The organism is Bartonella occidentalis, from assembly GCF_037070875.1.
In the GTDB taxonomy this organism is placed as follows: Bacteria; Pseudomonadota; Alphaproteobacteria; order Rhizobiales; family Rhizobiaceae; genus Bartonella.
In genome coordinates this window covers 325,437-338,223 of record NZ_JAYMZJ010000002.1, presented here as the reverse complement: position 1 = coordinate 338,223, position 12,787 = coordinate 325,437, and the positions used below count along the sequence as shown (strand labels likewise).

Annotated in this window: 25 protein-coding genes; all 25 read left to right on the top strand. The window is 41.3% G+C overall.

Annotation, left to right across the window (positions count from 1 at the left end; translation table 11 throughout):
- The first annotated feature begins 12 nt into the window (after nucleotides 1–12).
- The 25 genes from rpsJ (at nucleotide 13) to rpsK (ending at nucleotide 12,722) form a co-directional block, all read left to right on the top strand.
- The gene (gene rpsJ, locus WCP78_RS05005) at nucleotides 13–321 is read left to right on the top strand and encodes a 30S ribosomal protein S10 (protein ID WP_004855744.1); all 309 of its coding nucleotides are present in this window, start codon (nucleotides 13–15) and stop codon (nucleotides 319–321) included.
- Nucleotides 322–348: 27 nt separating this feature from the next.
- Nucleotides 349–1,089 (top strand): 50S ribosomal protein L3, encoded by a 741-nt coding sequence (rplC, locus tag WCP78_RS05000; RefSeq protein ID WP_336279405.1) that lies wholly within the window; start codon nucleotides 349–351, stop codon nucleotides 1,087–1,089.
- Entirely contained in the window at nucleotides 1,089–1,709 is a 621-nt protein-coding gene (gene rplD, locus WCP78_RS04995) for a 50S ribosomal protein L4 (protein WP_336279404.1), read from the top strand. The genes rplC and rplD overlap by 1 nt, the downstream gene beginning before the upstream one ends.
- Complete coding sequence (locus WCP78_RS04990) at nucleotides 1,706–1,999, top strand: 50S ribosomal protein L23 (protein ID WP_336279403.1); 294 nt, start codon at nucleotides 1,706–1,708, stop codon at nucleotides 1,997–1,999. The genes rplD and WCP78_RS04990 overlap by 4 nt, the downstream gene beginning before the upstream one ends.
- A 20-nt stretch (nucleotides 2,000–2,019) precedes the next feature.
- Complete coding sequence (gene rplB, locus WCP78_RS04985) at nucleotides 2,020–2,853, top strand: 50S ribosomal protein L2 (protein WP_336279402.1); 834 nt, start codon at nucleotides 2,020–2,022, stop codon at nucleotides 2,851–2,853.
- A gap of 15 nt (nucleotides 2,854–2,868) precedes the next feature.
- Nucleotides 2,869–3,147, top strand: a complete 279-nt coding sequence (gene rpsS / locus WCP78_RS04980) for a 30S ribosomal protein S19 (RefSeq protein ID WP_336279401.1) — start codon at nucleotides 2,869–2,871, stop codon at nucleotides 3,145–3,147.
- 2 nt (nucleotides 3,148–3,149) lie between these two features.
- Nucleotides 3,150–3,539, top strand: coding sequence for a 50S ribosomal protein L22 (rplV, locus tag WCP78_RS04975; protein ID WP_336279400.1), 390 nt, complete (start codon nucleotides 3,150–3,152; stop codon nucleotides 3,537–3,539).
- Nucleotides 3,539–4,249 carry a 30S ribosomal protein S3 gene (gene rpsC, locus WCP78_RS04970; RefSeq protein WP_336279399.1) on the top strand — a complete coding sequence of 237 codons (711 nt, stop codon included), beginning with the start codon at nucleotides 3,539–3,541 and terminating at the stop codon, nucleotides 4,247–4,249. Before rplV ends, rpsC begins: the two co-directional genes overlap by 1 nt.
- Before the next feature lie 36 nt (nucleotides 4,250–4,285).
- Nucleotides 4,286–4,699, top strand: coding sequence for a 50S ribosomal protein L16 (gene rplP, locus WCP78_RS04965; protein WP_336279398.1), 414 nt, complete (start codon nucleotides 4,286–4,288; stop codon nucleotides 4,697–4,699).
- A gap of 12 nt (nucleotides 4,700–4,711) precedes the next feature.
- On the top strand, nucleotides 4,712–4,930 hold the full coding sequence (rpmC, locus tag WCP78_RS04960) for a 50S ribosomal protein L29 (RefSeq protein ID WP_336279397.1): 219 nt from the start codon (nucleotides 4,712–4,714) through the stop codon (nucleotides 4,928–4,930).
- The gene (rpsQ, locus tag WCP78_RS04955; RefSeq protein WP_336279396.1) at nucleotides 4,923–5,162 is read left to right on the top strand and encodes a 30S ribosomal protein S17; all 240 of its coding nucleotides are present in this window, start codon (nucleotides 4,923–4,925) and stop codon (nucleotides 5,160–5,162) included. Before rpmC ends, rpsQ begins: the two co-directional genes overlap by 8 nt.
- A gap of 134 nt (nucleotides 5,163–5,296) precedes the next feature.
- A complete protein-coding gene (gene rplN, locus WCP78_RS04950) occupies nucleotides 5,297–5,665 on the top strand; it encodes a 50S ribosomal protein L14 (RefSeq protein ID WP_336279395.1) in 369 nt (122 codons plus the stop codon).
- A 14-nt stretch (nucleotides 5,666–5,679) separates the two neighbouring features.
- A complete protein-coding gene (rplX, locus tag WCP78_RS04945) occupies nucleotides 5,680–5,994 on the top strand; it encodes a 50S ribosomal protein L24 (protein WP_336279394.1) in 315 nt (104 codons plus the stop codon).
- Nucleotides 5,987–6,544 carry a 50S ribosomal protein L5 gene (gene rplE / locus WCP78_RS04940; protein WP_336279393.1) on the top strand — a complete coding sequence of 186 codons (558 nt, stop codon included), beginning with the start codon at nucleotides 5,987–5,989 and terminating at the stop codon, nucleotides 6,542–6,544. Before rplX ends, rplE begins: the two co-directional genes overlap by 8 nt.
- 24 nt (nucleotides 6,545–6,568) lie before the next feature.
- On the top strand, nucleotides 6,569–6,874 hold the full coding sequence (gene rpsN / locus WCP78_RS04935; protein WP_336279392.1) for a 30S ribosomal protein S14: 306 nt from the start codon (nucleotides 6,569–6,571) through the stop codon (nucleotides 6,872–6,874).
- A gap of 13 nt (nucleotides 6,875–6,887) precedes the next feature.
- Complete coding sequence (gene rpsH / locus WCP78_RS04930) at nucleotides 6,888–7,286, top strand: 30S ribosomal protein S8 (RefSeq protein ID WP_336279391.1); 399 nt, start codon at nucleotides 6,888–6,890, stop codon at nucleotides 7,284–7,286.
- Nucleotides 7,287–7,321: 35 nt separating this feature from the next.
- A complete protein-coding gene (gene rplF / locus WCP78_RS04925) occupies nucleotides 7,322–7,855 on the top strand; it encodes a 50S ribosomal protein L6 (protein ID WP_336279390.1) in 534 nt (177 codons plus the stop codon).
- Between the two features lie 12 nt (nucleotides 7,856–7,867).
- On the top strand, nucleotides 7,868–8,230 hold the full coding sequence (rplR, locus tag WCP78_RS04920; RefSeq protein WP_336279389.1) for a 50S ribosomal protein L18: 363 nt from the start codon (nucleotides 7,868–7,870) through the stop codon (nucleotides 8,228–8,230).
- Nucleotides 8,231–8,305: 75 nt separating this feature from the next.
- Nucleotides 8,306–8,854 (top strand): 30S ribosomal protein S5, encoded by a 549-nt coding sequence (rpsE, locus tag WCP78_RS04915; RefSeq protein WP_336279388.1) that lies wholly within the window; start codon nucleotides 8,306–8,308, stop codon nucleotides 8,852–8,854.
- 31 nt (nucleotides 8,855–8,885) lie between these two features.
- A complete protein-coding gene (rpmD, locus tag WCP78_RS04910; RefSeq protein WP_336279387.1) occupies nucleotides 8,886–9,089 on the top strand; it encodes a 50S ribosomal protein L30 in 204 nt (67 codons plus the stop codon).
- A gap of 20 nt (nucleotides 9,090–9,109) precedes the next feature.
- Nucleotides 9,110–9,577 carry a 50S ribosomal protein L15 gene (rplO, locus tag WCP78_RS04905; protein ID WP_336279386.1) on the top strand — a complete coding sequence of 156 codons (468 nt, stop codon included), beginning with the start codon at nucleotides 9,110–9,112 and terminating at the stop codon, nucleotides 9,575–9,577.
- Nucleotides 9,578–9,734: 157 nt separating this feature from the next.
- The gene (secY, locus tag WCP78_RS04900; RefSeq protein ID WP_336279385.1) at nucleotides 9,735–11,081 is read left to right on the top strand and encodes a preprotein translocase subunit SecY; all 1,347 of its coding nucleotides are present in this window, start codon (nucleotides 9,735–9,737) and stop codon (nucleotides 11,079–11,081) included.
- Nucleotides 11,078–11,656, top strand: coding sequence for an adenylate kinase (locus tag WCP78_RS04895; protein WP_336279384.1), 579 nt, complete (start codon nucleotides 11,078–11,080; stop codon nucleotides 11,654–11,656). Before secY ends, WCP78_RS04895 begins: the two co-directional genes overlap by 4 nt.
- A gap of 177 nt (nucleotides 11,657–11,833) precedes the next feature.
- Entirely contained in the window at nucleotides 11,834–12,202 is a 369-nt protein-coding gene (gene rpsM / locus WCP78_RS04890) for a 30S ribosomal protein S13 (RefSeq protein ID WP_336279383.1), read from the top strand.
- Nucleotides 12,203–12,332: 130 nt separating this feature from the next.
- Nucleotides 12,333–12,722 (top strand): 30S ribosomal protein S11, encoded by a 390-nt coding sequence (gene rpsK, locus WCP78_RS04885; protein WP_336279382.1) that lies wholly within the window; start codon nucleotides 12,333–12,335, stop codon nucleotides 12,720–12,722.
- Nucleotides 12,723–12,787 lie beyond the last annotated feature (65 nt).

Genomic DNA, 12,787 nt, shown 5'->3' with positions numbered 1-12,787 from the left:
GAAATAAAGAGCATGAACAGTCAAAATATCCGCATTCGCTTAAAGGCGTTTGATCATAGAATTCTTGATGCGTCGACGCGTGAAATTGTGTCGACTGCTAAGCGTACCGGCGCTAATGTCCGTGGTCCCATTCCGCTTCCGACGCGGATTGAGAAATTTACGGTTAATCGTGGGCCGCATATAGATAAGAAGAGTCGTGAGCAATTTGAAATGCGCACACATAAGCGTCTTCTTGACATTGTTGATCCAACGCCGCAAACAGTTGATGCGCTCATGAAGCTCGATCTTTCTGCTGGTGTGGATGTTGAAATTAAGCTCTGAGGTTTGAGGACAGAAGGAACAGACCCAATGCGTTCAGGTGTAATAGCACAGAAGCTGGGCATGACCCGTGTTTATAATGATGCTGGTGAGCATGTGCCAGTAACAGTACTTCGTTTGAAGAATTGTCAGGTCATTGCTCAACGAACAGTTGAAAAGAATGGTTATACTGCTGTTCAATTAGGTGTGGGTTTTGCTAAAGTTAAAAATATTTCGAAAGCTCTTCGCGGGCATTTTTCTAAGGCTTTGGTGGAACCGAAAGTTAAAGTTGCAGAATTTCATGTTACCCCAGATAATCTTCTTGATGTTGGGACTGAAATTACTCCAGAACATTTTGTTCCGGGACAAAGGGTTGATGTGACAGGTACTAGTATAGGTAAGGGTTTTGCTGGTGTTATGAAGCGGCATAACTTTGGTGGGCATCGTGCTTCGCATGGTAATTCAATAACCCATCGTGCTCATGGTTCGACAGGTCAATGTCAAGATCCTGGTAAAGTGTTTAAAGGCAAGAAAATGGCTGGTCATATGGGGCAGGTGCGCGTTACAACACAAAATATTGAGGTCGTTTCTACGGATGTTGAACGTGGTTTAATTTTAGTGCGCGGTTCTGTTTCTGGTGCTAAAGGAGCTTGGATTTTGGTTCGGGACGCTGTAAAAAAACGTCTTCCCGATAATGCTCCGAAACCTGCTGGTATTCGCCGTTTTGTAGAGGAGGAAACAAAAATGGTTGCTCCAGTAACGGAAACCTCTGAATCTGAGGGAGCCGAATAATGGATCTGATAGTTAAAGCTCTTGATGGTAGCGAATCTGGTAAGTTAAAAGTTTCTGATGGTATTTTTGGCCTTGTTCCCCGTGAAGATATTTTGCAACGTGTTGTTCGCTGGCAGCTTGCTCGTCGTCAACAAGGAACGCATCAATCACAAGGTCGGTCTGATGTGTCGCGGACAGGGGCGAAGATGTTTAAACAAAAAGGAACTGGTCGTGCTCGTCATTCGTCTGCTCGTGTTCCGCAGTTTCGGGGTGGTGGTAAAGCGCATGGTCCAGTTTCTCGTAGTCATGTACATGACCTTCCTAAGAAGATTCGTGCACTCGGATTGCGTTTTGCTTTGTCAGCAAAGTTTAAAACGGATGATTTAATTATAGTTGATGAATTGAGTGTTAAGGATGTAAAGACTAAGATCCTTGCTTCAAGTTTTTCTAAGCTTGGATTTAGTAATGCTTTAGTAATTGGTGGTAAAGAGATTGATGTTAATTTTTTTCGTGCAGCCTCCAATATTCCTAATATTGATATCTTGCCTATTCAAGGAATTAATGTTTATGATATTTTGCGTCGCAGCAAGCTTGTTTTATCGAAAGCAGCTGTTGAGGCTCTCGAGGAGCGTTTTAAATGACAGATCTTCGTCATTATGATATAATTGTTAGCCCAGTTATTACTGAAAAGTCGACTATGATTTCTGAGTATAATCAGGTTGCTTTTAATGTCGCATTGAATGCAACAAAACTTGAGATTAAAAATGCCGTTGAAGCTCTTTTTAGTGTTAAGGTTAAGGCAGTTAATACGATAGTCCGTAAGGGTAAAGTGAAGCGCTTTAAGGGTGTTATTGGTCGGCAGAGTAATGTTAAAAAAGCGATCGTGACACTGGCGCATGGCCAGTCTATCGATGTTTCGACAGGTCTTTAAGAAGTTCGGAGATAAGAATAATGGCACTTAAGCATTTTAATCCGACTACCCCTGGGCAGCGTCAGCTTGTTATTGTGGATCGCTCTTGTCTTCATAAGGGGAAGCCTATAAAAACACTGACTGAGGGGTTGTCATCAAAAGGTGGACGTAATAATCGTGGTCGAGTTACTGCTCGTTTCCAGGGTGGTGGTCATAAACGGAGTTATAGACTTGTTGATTTTAAGCGCTTAAAGCGTGGTGTTTCTGCGAAAGTTGAGCGTTTAGAGTATGATCCCAATCGTACTGCTTTTATCGCATTGATTCGTTATGAAGATGGAATATTGGATTATATTCTTGCTCCACAACGTCTTGCTGTTGGCGATTCTGTTATTGCTGGTTCAAATATTGATGTTAAACCAGGAAATGCGATGCCGCTTGCTAATATGCCAGTGGGTACGATTATTCATAATGTTGAAATGAAGCCGGGGAAAGGTGGTCAAATAGCGCGTTCAGCTGGGACTTATGCGCAATTAGTTGGACGAGATCAAGGGATGGCTATCCTCCGTTTAAATTCAGGTGAGCAGCGTTTGGTGTCTAGTAATTGTTTTGCAACTGTAGGTGCTGTTTCAAATCCTGATCATGGAAATATTAATGATGGTAAGGCTGGTCGATCACGTTGGCGTGGTAAACGTCCACATGTTCGTGGGGTTGCTATGAATCCGGTAGATCATCCGCATGGTGGTGGTGAAGGTCGTACGTCGGGAGGGCGTCATCCAGTGTCTCCTTGGGGGAAGCCTACGAAAGGTAAACGTACGCGTTCTAATAAAGCTACTGGTAAATTTATTATGCGTACACGTCATCAACGCAAGAAGTGAGAGAGGTAGTCTAAAGTGGTTCGTTCAGTTTGGAAAGGTCCGTTTGTTGACGGCTATCTTCTTGAGAAGGCAAAGAAGGTACGCGCAAGTGGGCGCAATGAGGTTATAAAAATATGGAGTCGTCGCTCTACTATTCTACCGCAGTTTGTTGGTTTGACTTTTGGTGTTTATAACGGAAATAAGCATATTCCTGTTTCTGTTTCTGAAGAAATGGTTGGCCATAAGTTTGGTGAGTTCGCTCCAACCCGGACTTATTATGGTCATGGTGCAGATAAGAAAGCGAAGAGGAAATAGGGATGGGAAAAGATAAGGTTCCGCGTCAGCTTAAGGATAATGAGGCAAGAGCTGTTGCTAGAACGATTCGTGTTAGCCCGCAAAAGCTTAATTTAGTAGCTGCAATGATTCGTGGTAAAAAAGTTGATGTTGCTCTAGCTGATTTAACGTTTTCGCGAAAACGTATTGCTGAAAAGGTTAAAAAAACTCTTGAATCAGCGATTGCAAATGCGGAGAATAACCATGGCCTTGATATTGATTCGTTGATTGTTTCAGAGGCCTATGTTGGTAAGTCTGTAGTAATGAAGCGTTTTCATGTGCGTGGGCGTGGCCGTGCAAGTCGAATTGAGCGTCCGTTTTCGCACCTTACTATTATTGTTCGTGAAGTGATTGAAGAAGTGGAGGCTGCATAATGGGTCAGAAAATAAATCCAGTAGGGCTCCGCCTTGGTATTAATCAGACTTGGGATTCACGTTGGTATGCTGATAGTGGTGAATATGGAGTTTTGCTTCATGAAGATTTGAAGATTCGTTTATATGTGCTTGAAGAGTTGAAGCAGGCAGCTATTTCTAAGGTTGTTATTGAACGCCCTCATAAAAAATGTCGTGTAACGATTCATTCTGCGCGTCCCGGTCTTATTATCGGTAAAAAAGGTGCTGATATTGAAAAGCTTCGTCGTCGGCTTTCTGAAATGACTAATGCTGATACGTCTTTGAATATTGTGGAAATTCGTAAGCCGGAGATTGATGCGACAATTATTTCTCAGTCAATTGCTCAGCAACTTGAGCGTCGTGTTGCTTTTCGTCGTGCAATGAAGCGTGCAGTTCAGTCAGCTATGCGCCTTGGAGCAGAGGGTATTCGTATTAACTGTTCTGGTCGTCTTGGTGGTGCTGAAATTGCTCGTATGGAGTGGTATCGTGAAGGTCGTGTTCCACTTCATACTTTGCGTGCTGATGTTGATTATGGTACGGCAGAGGCTAAGACTGCTTATGGTATTTGTGGTGTTAAAGTTTGGGTTTTTAAAGGTGAGATTCTCGAACATGATCCAATGGCTTCGGAACGTCGTGCTATGGAGAATGATCATTCAGGTTCTTTGTCGAACCGTCGCCGCGAAAATACTTAATTTTTGTGGTTAAACTAGGATTTGGAGTAGAGAGCAATGTTGCAGCCAAAGCGCACAAAGTTCCGTAAGCAGTTCAAGGGTCGTATTCGCGGGGCTTCAAAAGGTGGTACTGATTTAAATTTTGGTGCCTATGGTTTAAAGGCAGTTGAGCCAGAACGTGTTACTGCTCGCCAAATTGAAGCAGCGCGGCGCGCAATTACACGTTATATGAAGCGTTCTGGTCGCGTGTGGATTCGTATTTTTCCAGATCTTCCTGTTACATCTAAGCCAACTGAAGTTCGTATGGGAAAGGGTAAGGGGAGTGTAGATTATTGGGCAGCTCGTGTTGCGCCAGGGCGAGTTATGTTTGAGCTTGACGGAGTTCCTGAAGGTGTTGCGCGTGAAGCGTTAAGATTGGGGGCTGCGAAATTGCCTGTTAAAACGCGTTTCGTCCAGCGTATTGCTGAATAAAGAGGTTAAGCGATGAGAGCCATAGAATTACGGGCGCAAACGCTCGATCAGATGAAGGATGAATTAGCTAAGTTAAAGAAAGAGCAGTTTAATTTGCGTTTTCAAAAGGCTACTGGTCAGTTAGAGAAGACTTCGCATATTAAAAGGGTTCGTCGTGATATTGCGCGTATTAAAACTTTGCTTCGTGAAAAGATGAACAAAAGTAAAGCTAAGGAAGTAAGAGATGCCTAAACGCATTTTACAGGGTGTTGTCGTTAGTGACAAAAGTGATAAGACTGTAGTTGTTCAGGTGGAGCGTCATTATTCTCATCCACTTCTTAAAAAAACTGTTAGGCAGTCTAAAAAGTATAAGGCTCATGATGAAGCTAATCGATTTAAGGTTGGGGATCAGATTTTTATTCAGGAGTCTAAACCGATTTCGAAAAATAAACGTTGGGTTGTTGTTAAAGATAGTGTGGTTTAGCTAATTAGATTTATTGTTTTGAAATTTAACAATTTTGTTGATTTGTAAGCAGTAATTTTGTCATTATTTAGTAAGTAAGTCCGTGTGTTTTGAAGGCTCATTCGGATATGAATGTTAGGAAAAGGTAGCCAGTTATGATTCAGATGCAAACAAACCTTGACGTTGCAGATAATTCTGGTGCGCGTCGTGTCATGTGCATCAAAGTGTTAGGTGGCTCAAAGCGAAGATATGCTTCAGTCGGTGATGTTATCGTTGTTTCGGTAAAGGATGCAATTCCTCGTGGCCGTGTTAAAAAAGGTGATGTCATGAAAGCTGTAGTTGTTCGTACTGCTAAGGATGTTCGCCGTGCGGATGGTAGCGTAATTCGTTTTGATAGTAATGCTGCTGTTTTAGTAGATAATAAAAAAGAGCCGATAGGTACACGTATCTTTGGGCCTGTTCCCCGCGAACTTCGTGGTAAGAACCATATGAAGATTATTTCGCTTGCTCCTGAAGTATTGTAAATGGGCTAAATATCATGCAGAAGATTCGAAAAGGTGATAAAGTTATTGTTTTATCTGGTAAGGATAAAGGATGCAGTGGCGAAGTGATGAAAGTAAATCCTAAAAAGGGGAATGCTTTTGTCCGTGGAATTAATATGGTTAAGCGTCATCAGCGCCAGACGCAAAAGCAGGAAGCAGGGGTTGTCTCTAAAGAAGCTCCGATACATTTGTCTAATTTGGCGATTGTTGATCCTAAAGATGGTAGGCCTACTCGTGTGGGTTTTCGTATAAATGCGGATGGTAGCAAGGTTCGTTTTGCCAAGCGTTCAGGAGAATTAATTAATGGCTGAAGAAAAGCAAGAGCCGCGCATGAAGACGCATTATTTCGAAGTGGTTCGTAAAGTTCTACAGGAAAAATTTAATTATAAGAATGAGATGCAGATCCCACGTCTTGATAAGATTGTGATTAATATGGGGGTTGGGGAAGCTACTTCTGATTCTAAAAAGCCGTCTATTGCGGCTGAGGATTTGGCTTTAATAACAGGGCAGAAGGCTGTCGTTACACGTGCACGTAATTCTATTGCAAGTTTTAAGGTTCGTGAAGGTATGCCGTTGGGAGCAAAGGTTACGTTACGTCGAGATCGTATGTTTGAGTTTCTAGATCGCCTTATTACGATCGCACTCCCTCGGGTTCGGGATTTTCGTAATTTAAATCCAAAAAGTTTTGATGGTCGTGGTAATTTTGCTATGGGTATCAAAGAGCATATTGTATTTCCAGAAATAAACTATGATAAAGTTGATCAAATTTGGGGAATGGATATTGTTGTTTGTACGACAGCGAAGACGGATGATGAAGGGCGTGAATTGTTGCGTGCTTTTAATTTCCCCTTCCGTTCTTAACGGTAAACGTAGCGAGGTAAAATTATGGCCAAAGTGAGTGCCGTTGAAAAAAACAAACATCGTGAAGTGATGGTAAAGCGTTATGCTGCACGTCGTGCGCGTTTGAAAGCGATAATTATGAATCAAAATGTTTCTCTTGAAGAGCGTTTTATGGCGTCTGTTCAATTGGCGAAGCTGCCGCGTAATTCTGCAAAAGTACGCGTGCGTAATCGTTGTGAGGTTTCAGGTCGTCCGAGGGCTTATTATCGTAAATTAAAGATGTCGCGAATTGCGTTGCGTGAGCTTGGCTCTTTGGGTCATATTCCTGGTATTGTTAAGTCTAGTTGGTGAGGAGGAGATTACTATGTCTATGTCAGATCCTCTTGGTGATATGTTAACACGTATTCGTAATGCGCTTTGTCGTAAGAAAGGTAAGGTTATTACCCCTGCTTCGAAGCTTCGTGCGCGTGTTCTTGACGTTCTTCAGTCAGAAGGTTATATTCGTGGGTATAATCAGGTTGACTTTGGTGATGGAAAGTCTGAAATTGAAATTGAATTAAAATATTTTGAAGGAATGGCTGTAATTCGTGAAATTTCACGTGTTTCAAAGCCAGGTCGTCGTGTGTATGTTTCTGCTAAATCTATTCCTCAAGTTGCAAACGGTCTTGGCATTTCGATTTTATCAACTCCTAAGGGAGTTATGGCAGATCATGAAGCGCGTGAACAGAATGTTGGTGGAGAGATTCTTTGTCGTGTTTTCTGAGTGATTGTAAGAGAACAGAAAAATAGGTTAGAACAATGTCTCGTATTGGAAAAAAGCCCATTTCAATTCCTTCTGGGGTTGTCGCTACTGTTGAAGGACAGCTGGTTAAGGCAAAAGGTCCGAAAGGTGAGCTGAGCTACGTTGTAAATGATGAAGTTTTGGTTAAGCTTGAGGAAAATGTTATATCGGTTACACCACGTGATCAATCAAAAGATGCTCGCTCTAAATGGGGTATGTCACGCTCAATGATTGAGAATATTTTTTGTGGTGTGAAAGATGGTTTTGATAAGAGGCTTGAAATTAGTGGTGTTGGTTATCGTGCTGCCTTACAGGGCAATAATGTTCAGTTATCGCTTGGTTTTTCACATGATGTTATTTATGAAGTTCCAGCGGGTGTTATTGTGACGGTTCCTAAGCCAACAGAAATTGTTGTTTCTGGAGTTAATAAGCAGCAGGTAGGACAAGTCGCAGCAGAGATTCGTGAATATCGTAGACCTGAGCCTTATAAAGGTAAAGGTATTAAGTATGCAGATGAGCGTATCTTCCGTAAAGAAGGTAAAAAGAAATAAGGATTTTGCATTATGGTTTCATCTAAGGATACTATTCAGCGTCGCGCACGGCGTGTTCGTCGTCGAATTAAAATGGTTTCTAATGCTCGTCCACGGCTCAGTGTTTATCGTTCAAATCAGAATATTTATGCTCAAATTATTGATGATTTGCGTGGATGTACGCTTGTTTCTGCGTCTACTCTTGAAGGTGATTTTAAAAAGTCTTTTAAAAATGGTTCTGATAAAAAAGCAGCTTTTGCTGTTGGTAGATTAATTGCTGAACGTGCGAAAAAAATTGGAGTTAATGAGGTGGTCTTTGATCGTGGGGCATATGTTTATCACGGTAGGGTAAAGGCATTAGCTGAAGCTGCTCGTGAAGGTGGTTTGAGTTTTTGATGTGTTTTATGTAAGTTAGTTTTATGATATTGGAATTTTATCGGCGTGCTTCCGGAAAAGAAAAAGGAATTAGGAATGGCACAAAAAGAGCGTAGTGAGCGGGATGAACGCGATAGTGAGTTTGTTGATAGGCTTGTTCACATTAATCGTGTTGCTAAAGTGGTAAAGGGTGGTCGCCGTTTTGGTTTTGCTGCTCTTGTTGTTGTTGGAGATCAGAAAGGGCGTGTTGGCTTTGGTCATGGTAAGGCGCGTGAGGTTCCTGAAGCGGTTCGTAAAGCTACAGATTCTGCGAAGCGTGGAATGATTTATGTTCCGCTTCGGTCTGGACGAACACTGCATCATGACCTTGAGGGATGTCATGGGGCAGGGCGTGTCTTGTTGCGTTCAGCTTCTGCAGGTACTGGTATTATTGCTGGGGGGCCGATGCGTGCTATTTTTGAAACTCTTGGTGTGCAGGATGTTGTTGCTAAGTCGTTAGGATCATCAAATCCTTATAATATGGTTCGTGCAACTTTTGATGCGTTGAAACGCCAAATGCATCCTAAGGATATAGCTGCTCAGCGTGGTATTAAATATTCTTCTTTGCAGGCGCGTCGTCAAAATTTGATTGATGCGGAAAGTTAATTTCTGAGGTTGTTAGGAAAAGGATTATAAAATGGTTCAGAAAAAATCTCAGAAAAAAACTATAACGATAGAGCAAATTAGAAGTCCAATTAGGAGCCCACAAATTCAATGTGCAACATTAAAGGGTCTTGGGTTAAATAAGATGCGGCGGCGGCGTATTTTAGAGGATACACTTTGTGTGAGAGGTATGATTGCTAAGGTTCAGCATCTTGTTCGCGTTATAGATGAAAATTGAAGGTCGCAGGGGTGTGTATAATGAAACTCAATGAATTGCGTAATTGCGAGGGTGCGACAAAGAATCGTAAACGCGTTGGGCGTGGTATTGGTTCGGGTACTGGAAAAACTGGTGGTCGTGGTGTTAAAGGACAAAGGTCTCGTTCTGGTGTTGCTCTGCATGGTTTTGAAGGTGGGCAAATGCCTATTTATCGTCGTTTGCCAAAGCGTGGATTTAGGAATTTTTTTGCTAAGGATTATAATGAGGTTTCGTTGGGTCGTATTCAGCTAGCGGTTGATACAGGTAAGCTGGATATTACAAAACCGGTCGATGTTATTGCACTGAGGGAAGCTGGTGTTATTTGTCGTGTAAAAGATGGTGTTCGCCTTCTTTCTGGTGGTGAGTTAAAAGAAAAAATTACGTTTAACGTTTCTGGTGTTTCTAAAGCGGCTCTCCTCAAGATTGAAAAAGTTGGTGGTGAGGTTATTTTTTCTAAAGTTGCGCAGTAAATTTATTTTAAGATAAATAATGATCTAGAAGAGGCATATGTGCCTCTTTAGGATTTTTTGAAAAGTTAGTTTAGATTTTAATTTATTTGTGCGACGATATAAATTGTAGGGTTACGCTTCTGTAATTTTAAAATGGAGTGTAGACTGGAGACGTTTTATGGCATCAGCGGCAGAGCAATTTGCTTCCAATATAAATTTTGGTACTTTTTCACGTGCGACTGAATTAAAAAAGCGCATTTGGTTTACCTTAGGTGCGCTTCTTGTGTATCGTTTTGGTACTTATATTTCTCTTCCCGGTATTAATATTGATGCTTTACGGCAAACATTTGAACATCATGCGTCTGGTGTATTAGGATTGTTTAATATGTTTGCTGGAGGCGCTGTTGGACGTATGGCGATTTTTGCTCTGGGAATTATGCCTTATATATCCGCATCGATTATCGTTCAGTTATTAACTTCGATTATTCCTTCTTTAGAAACTCTTAAAAAAGAGGGTGATTTGGGTCGTAAGGTTATTAATCAGTATACTCGTTATGTGACAGTGGTATTAGCGATTATGCAGGCTTTTGGTATTGCAGTTGCACTTGAAACTGGTATAGGAACAGGGCTTCAAGTTGTTGTGGAACCAGGTCTTATGTTTCGTATTTCTTCCGTTATTACGCTTGTTGGCGGAACAATGTTTTTAATGTGGCTTGGCGAACAAATCACATCACGCGGTGTGGGTAATGGGGTTTCTCTTATTATTTTTACTGGAATTGTGGCTAATTTCCCTTCAACTTTTGCTCAGCTTTTGACTGCTCATAGTCAAGCAGATTTATCAACTTTTTTATTGATAGGAATTGTTCTTATTGTTGTTTTTGTTGTAGGAGTGATTGTTTTTGTTGAGCGTGCTCAGCGGCGAATTCTTATTCAGTATCCAAAGCGTCAGGTTGGTAATCAAATGTTTCAGGGGGATATGTCACACCTTCCTTTAAAGTTGAATACTGCTGGTGTTATTCCTCCGATTTTTTCTTCATCTTTGTTGTTGCTTCCTGCAACTGTTAATAACTTTTCTGATAAAATGCCGCTTTGGGTTCAGACTATTTCTTACTCTCTAAATCATGGGCAACTGCTTTACATGATTGTTTATGCTATTTTAATGGCGTTTTTCTGCTTTTTTTATACAGCTATTGTATTTAACCCGAGCGATACTGCAGATCAATTAAAAAAGCATTCTGGTTTTATTCCAGGGATACGTCCAGGTGAGCGTACTGCTGAGTATATTGATTATGTTTTGACGCGTATTACTGTTGTGGGGGCGATCTATATTATTTTGGTTTGTTTATTGCCTGAGTTTATGATATCCGCTCTAAAGGTTCCTTTTTATCTAGGAGGAACGTCTTTGTTAATTGTTGTTACTGTTACACTTGATACAGTTGCTCAAATTCAGGGATATCTTGTTGCACACCAATATGAAGGGTTGATTAAAAAGTCAAAACTTCGTGGAGGTAAAAGGAAGCGATGAGAATTATTCTTTTAGGTCCTCCTGGAGCTGGAAAAGGTACGCAGGCTAAGATTTTAACTGAAGAGTATGGTATTCCTCATTTGTCTACAGGTGATATGCTGCGTGAGGTTGTTACTGGAAATACAGAACTTGGTAAAAAAGTTAGAGCTATTATAGATTCTGGTGCTTTGGTTCCCGATAGCATTGTTAATCAAATTGTATCGGATCGTATTGATGAAAGTGATTGTAGGAACGGTTTTATATTAGATGGGTATCCGCGTACTGTAGAGCAAGCAGAGGTTTTGCAGCGGATTTTGCAGTCTAAAAATGTACAAATTAATGCTGTAGTTGAATTGTTTATTGATGAAAATGCATTGATTGAAAGAATAAATAGGCGTATTGAGGAAACGGTAGCGGCTGGATGTCAGGTTCGTTCAGATGATAATCCTGTTTCTTTTGCAAAACGGTTGGTAGAGTATCGTGAAAAAACGGCTCCACTGTCGAGATTTTATTTGGAGAGAGGGTTATTGAAGGTTGTTGATGGAATGGCTGATGTTACTGAGGTATCGCGAATGATTAAGGAGTCTCTGAAGTAAGAATTTTTTCTGGAAATAAATGAAAAGAGTTGACTTTTACGGTAAAATCTATCAAAAGCTCCTTTAGTTTATTTTAGTGAAATAGTGGACCTCAGAACTTATATGTGTCAGGTCAGTGTCTTTCTGTAGGATACAGAAGGTTTTTTATGGTTGTCAATAAAATCAAGGAGAAGAGGCGTGGCTCGTATTGCTGGCGTCAATATCCCGACAAATAAGCGCGTAGTTGTTGCGCTTCGTTATATCCACGGGATTGGACAAAAATTTGCTCAAGAAATTACCAAAAAGGTTGGTATTCCTGCCGAGCGTCGTGTGCATGAACTTTCAGATGCAGAGGTATTGCAAATTCGTGAAGCAATAGATCAGAGTTATCAGGTTGAAGGTGATCTTCGTCGTGAAGTTGCTATGAATATTAAGCGTTTAATGGATCTTGGTTGCTATCGAGGGCTACGTCATCGTCGTTCTTTACCTGTTCGGGGGCAGCGTACTCATACAAATGCACGTACGCGCAAGGGGCCAGCTAAGGCAATTGCTGGTAAGAAAAAATGATAATATCTCTTTTAAAAAGGATATTTTGTTTTTTAAAAGGTATTGTGTTTTTTGTTGTGATTTTTTAATAAAAGCAAAGTGGTAGAGCTGCTGGTGTTACGGCGGTAAAGTGATCATTGAAAGGAAGGTTATGGCCAAGGAAGCTACGCGTATTCGTCGTCGCGAGCGCAAGAATATTTCTTCAGGTGTCGTGCATATTAATTCAACATTTAACAATACGATGATTACCATTACTGATGCGCAGGGAAATGCGATCGCTTGGTCATCCGCGGGTGCTCAGGGATTTAAGGGATCACGTAAGTCTACGCCTTTTGCAGCTCAGGTTGCAGCAGAAGATTGTGCTAAAAAGGCGCAGGAACATGGTGTGCGTTCATTGGAAGTTGAGGTTTGTGGTCCTGGAGCGGGTCGTGAATCAGCTTTGCGTGCATTACAGTCTGTTGGTTTTACAATTGTTTCCATTCGTGATGTAACGCCTATTCCTCATAATGGATGTCGTCCGCGGAAAAGGCGGCGTGTTTAATTGGGTATTGTTTTTCGTTGTCAGAGTCTTCTCTGATGTTCACATTGGCCGTTACGATTGAATGG

Coding starts and splice junctions, on each gene's coding strand:
- rpsJ (WP_004855744.1), top strand. CDS start 13: ATGAACAGTCAAAATATCCGCATTCGCTTAAAGGCGTTTGATCATAGA.
- rplC (WP_336279405.1), top strand. CDS start 349: ATGCGTTCAGGTGTAATAGCACAGAAGCTGGGCATGACCCGTGTTTAT.
- rplD (WP_336279404.1), top strand. CDS start 1,089: ATGGATCTGATAGTTAAAGCTCTTGATGGTAGCGAATCTGGTAAGTTA.
- WCP78_RS04990 (WP_336279403.1), top strand. CDS start 1,706: ATGACAGATCTTCGTCATTATGATATAATTGTTAGCCCAGTTATTACT.
- rplB (WP_336279402.1), top strand. CDS start 2,020: ATGGCACTTAAGCATTTTAATCCGACTACCCCTGGGCAGCGTCAGCTT.
- rplV (WP_336279400.1), top strand. CDS start 3,150: ATGGGAAAAGATAAGGTTCCGCGTCAGCTTAAGGATAATGAGGCAAGA.
- rpsC (WP_336279399.1), top strand. CDS start 3,539: ATGGGTCAGAAAATAAATCCAGTAGGGCTCCGCCTTGGTATTAATCAG.
- rplP (WP_336279398.1), top strand. CDS start 4,286: ATGTTGCAGCCAAAGCGCACAAAGTTCCGTAAGCAGTTCAAGGGTCGT.
- rpmC (WP_336279397.1), top strand. CDS start 4,712: ATGAGAGCCATAGAATTACGGGCGCAAACGCTCGATCAGATGAAGGAT.
- rpsQ (WP_336279396.1), top strand. CDS start 4,923: ATGCCTAAACGCATTTTACAGGGTGTTGTCGTTAGTGACAAAAGTGAT.
- rplN (WP_336279395.1), top strand. CDS start 5,297: ATGATTCAGATGCAAACAAACCTTGACGTTGCAGATAATTCTGGTGCG.
- rplX (WP_336279394.1), top strand. CDS start 5,680: ATGCAGAAGATTCGAAAAGGTGATAAAGTTATTGTTTTATCTGGTAAG.
- rplE (WP_336279393.1), top strand. CDS start 5,987: ATGGCTGAAGAAAAGCAAGAGCCGCGCATGAAGACGCATTATTTCGAA.
- rpsN (WP_336279392.1), top strand. CDS start 6,569: ATGGCCAAAGTGAGTGCCGTTGAAAAAAACAAACATCGTGAAGTGATG.
- rpsH (WP_336279391.1), top strand. CDS start 6,888: ATGTCTATGTCAGATCCTCTTGGTGATATGTTAACACGTATTCGTAAT.
- rplF (WP_336279390.1), top strand. CDS start 7,322: ATGTCTCGTATTGGAAAAAAGCCCATTTCAATTCCTTCTGGGGTTGTC.
- rplR (WP_336279389.1), top strand. CDS start 7,868: ATGGTTTCATCTAAGGATACTATTCAGCGTCGCGCACGGCGTGTTCGT.
- rpsE (WP_336279388.1), top strand. CDS start 8,306: ATGGCACAAAAAGAGCGTAGTGAGCGGGATGAACGCGATAGTGAGTTT.
- rpmD (WP_336279387.1), top strand. CDS start 8,886: ATGGTTCAGAAAAAATCTCAGAAAAAAACTATAACGATAGAGCAAATT.
- rplO (WP_336279386.1), top strand. CDS start 9,110: ATGAAACTCAATGAATTGCGTAATTGCGAGGGTGCGACAAAGAATCGT.
- secY (WP_336279385.1), top strand. CDS start 9,735: ATGGCATCAGCGGCAGAGCAATTTGCTTCCAATATAAATTTTGGTACT.
- WCP78_RS04895 (WP_336279384.1), top strand. CDS start 11,078: ATGAGAATTATTCTTTTAGGTCCTCCTGGAGCTGGAAAAGGTACGCAG.
- rpsK (WP_336279382.1), top strand. CDS start 12,333: ATGGCCAAGGAAGCTACGCGTATTCGTCGTCGCGAGCGCAAGAATATT.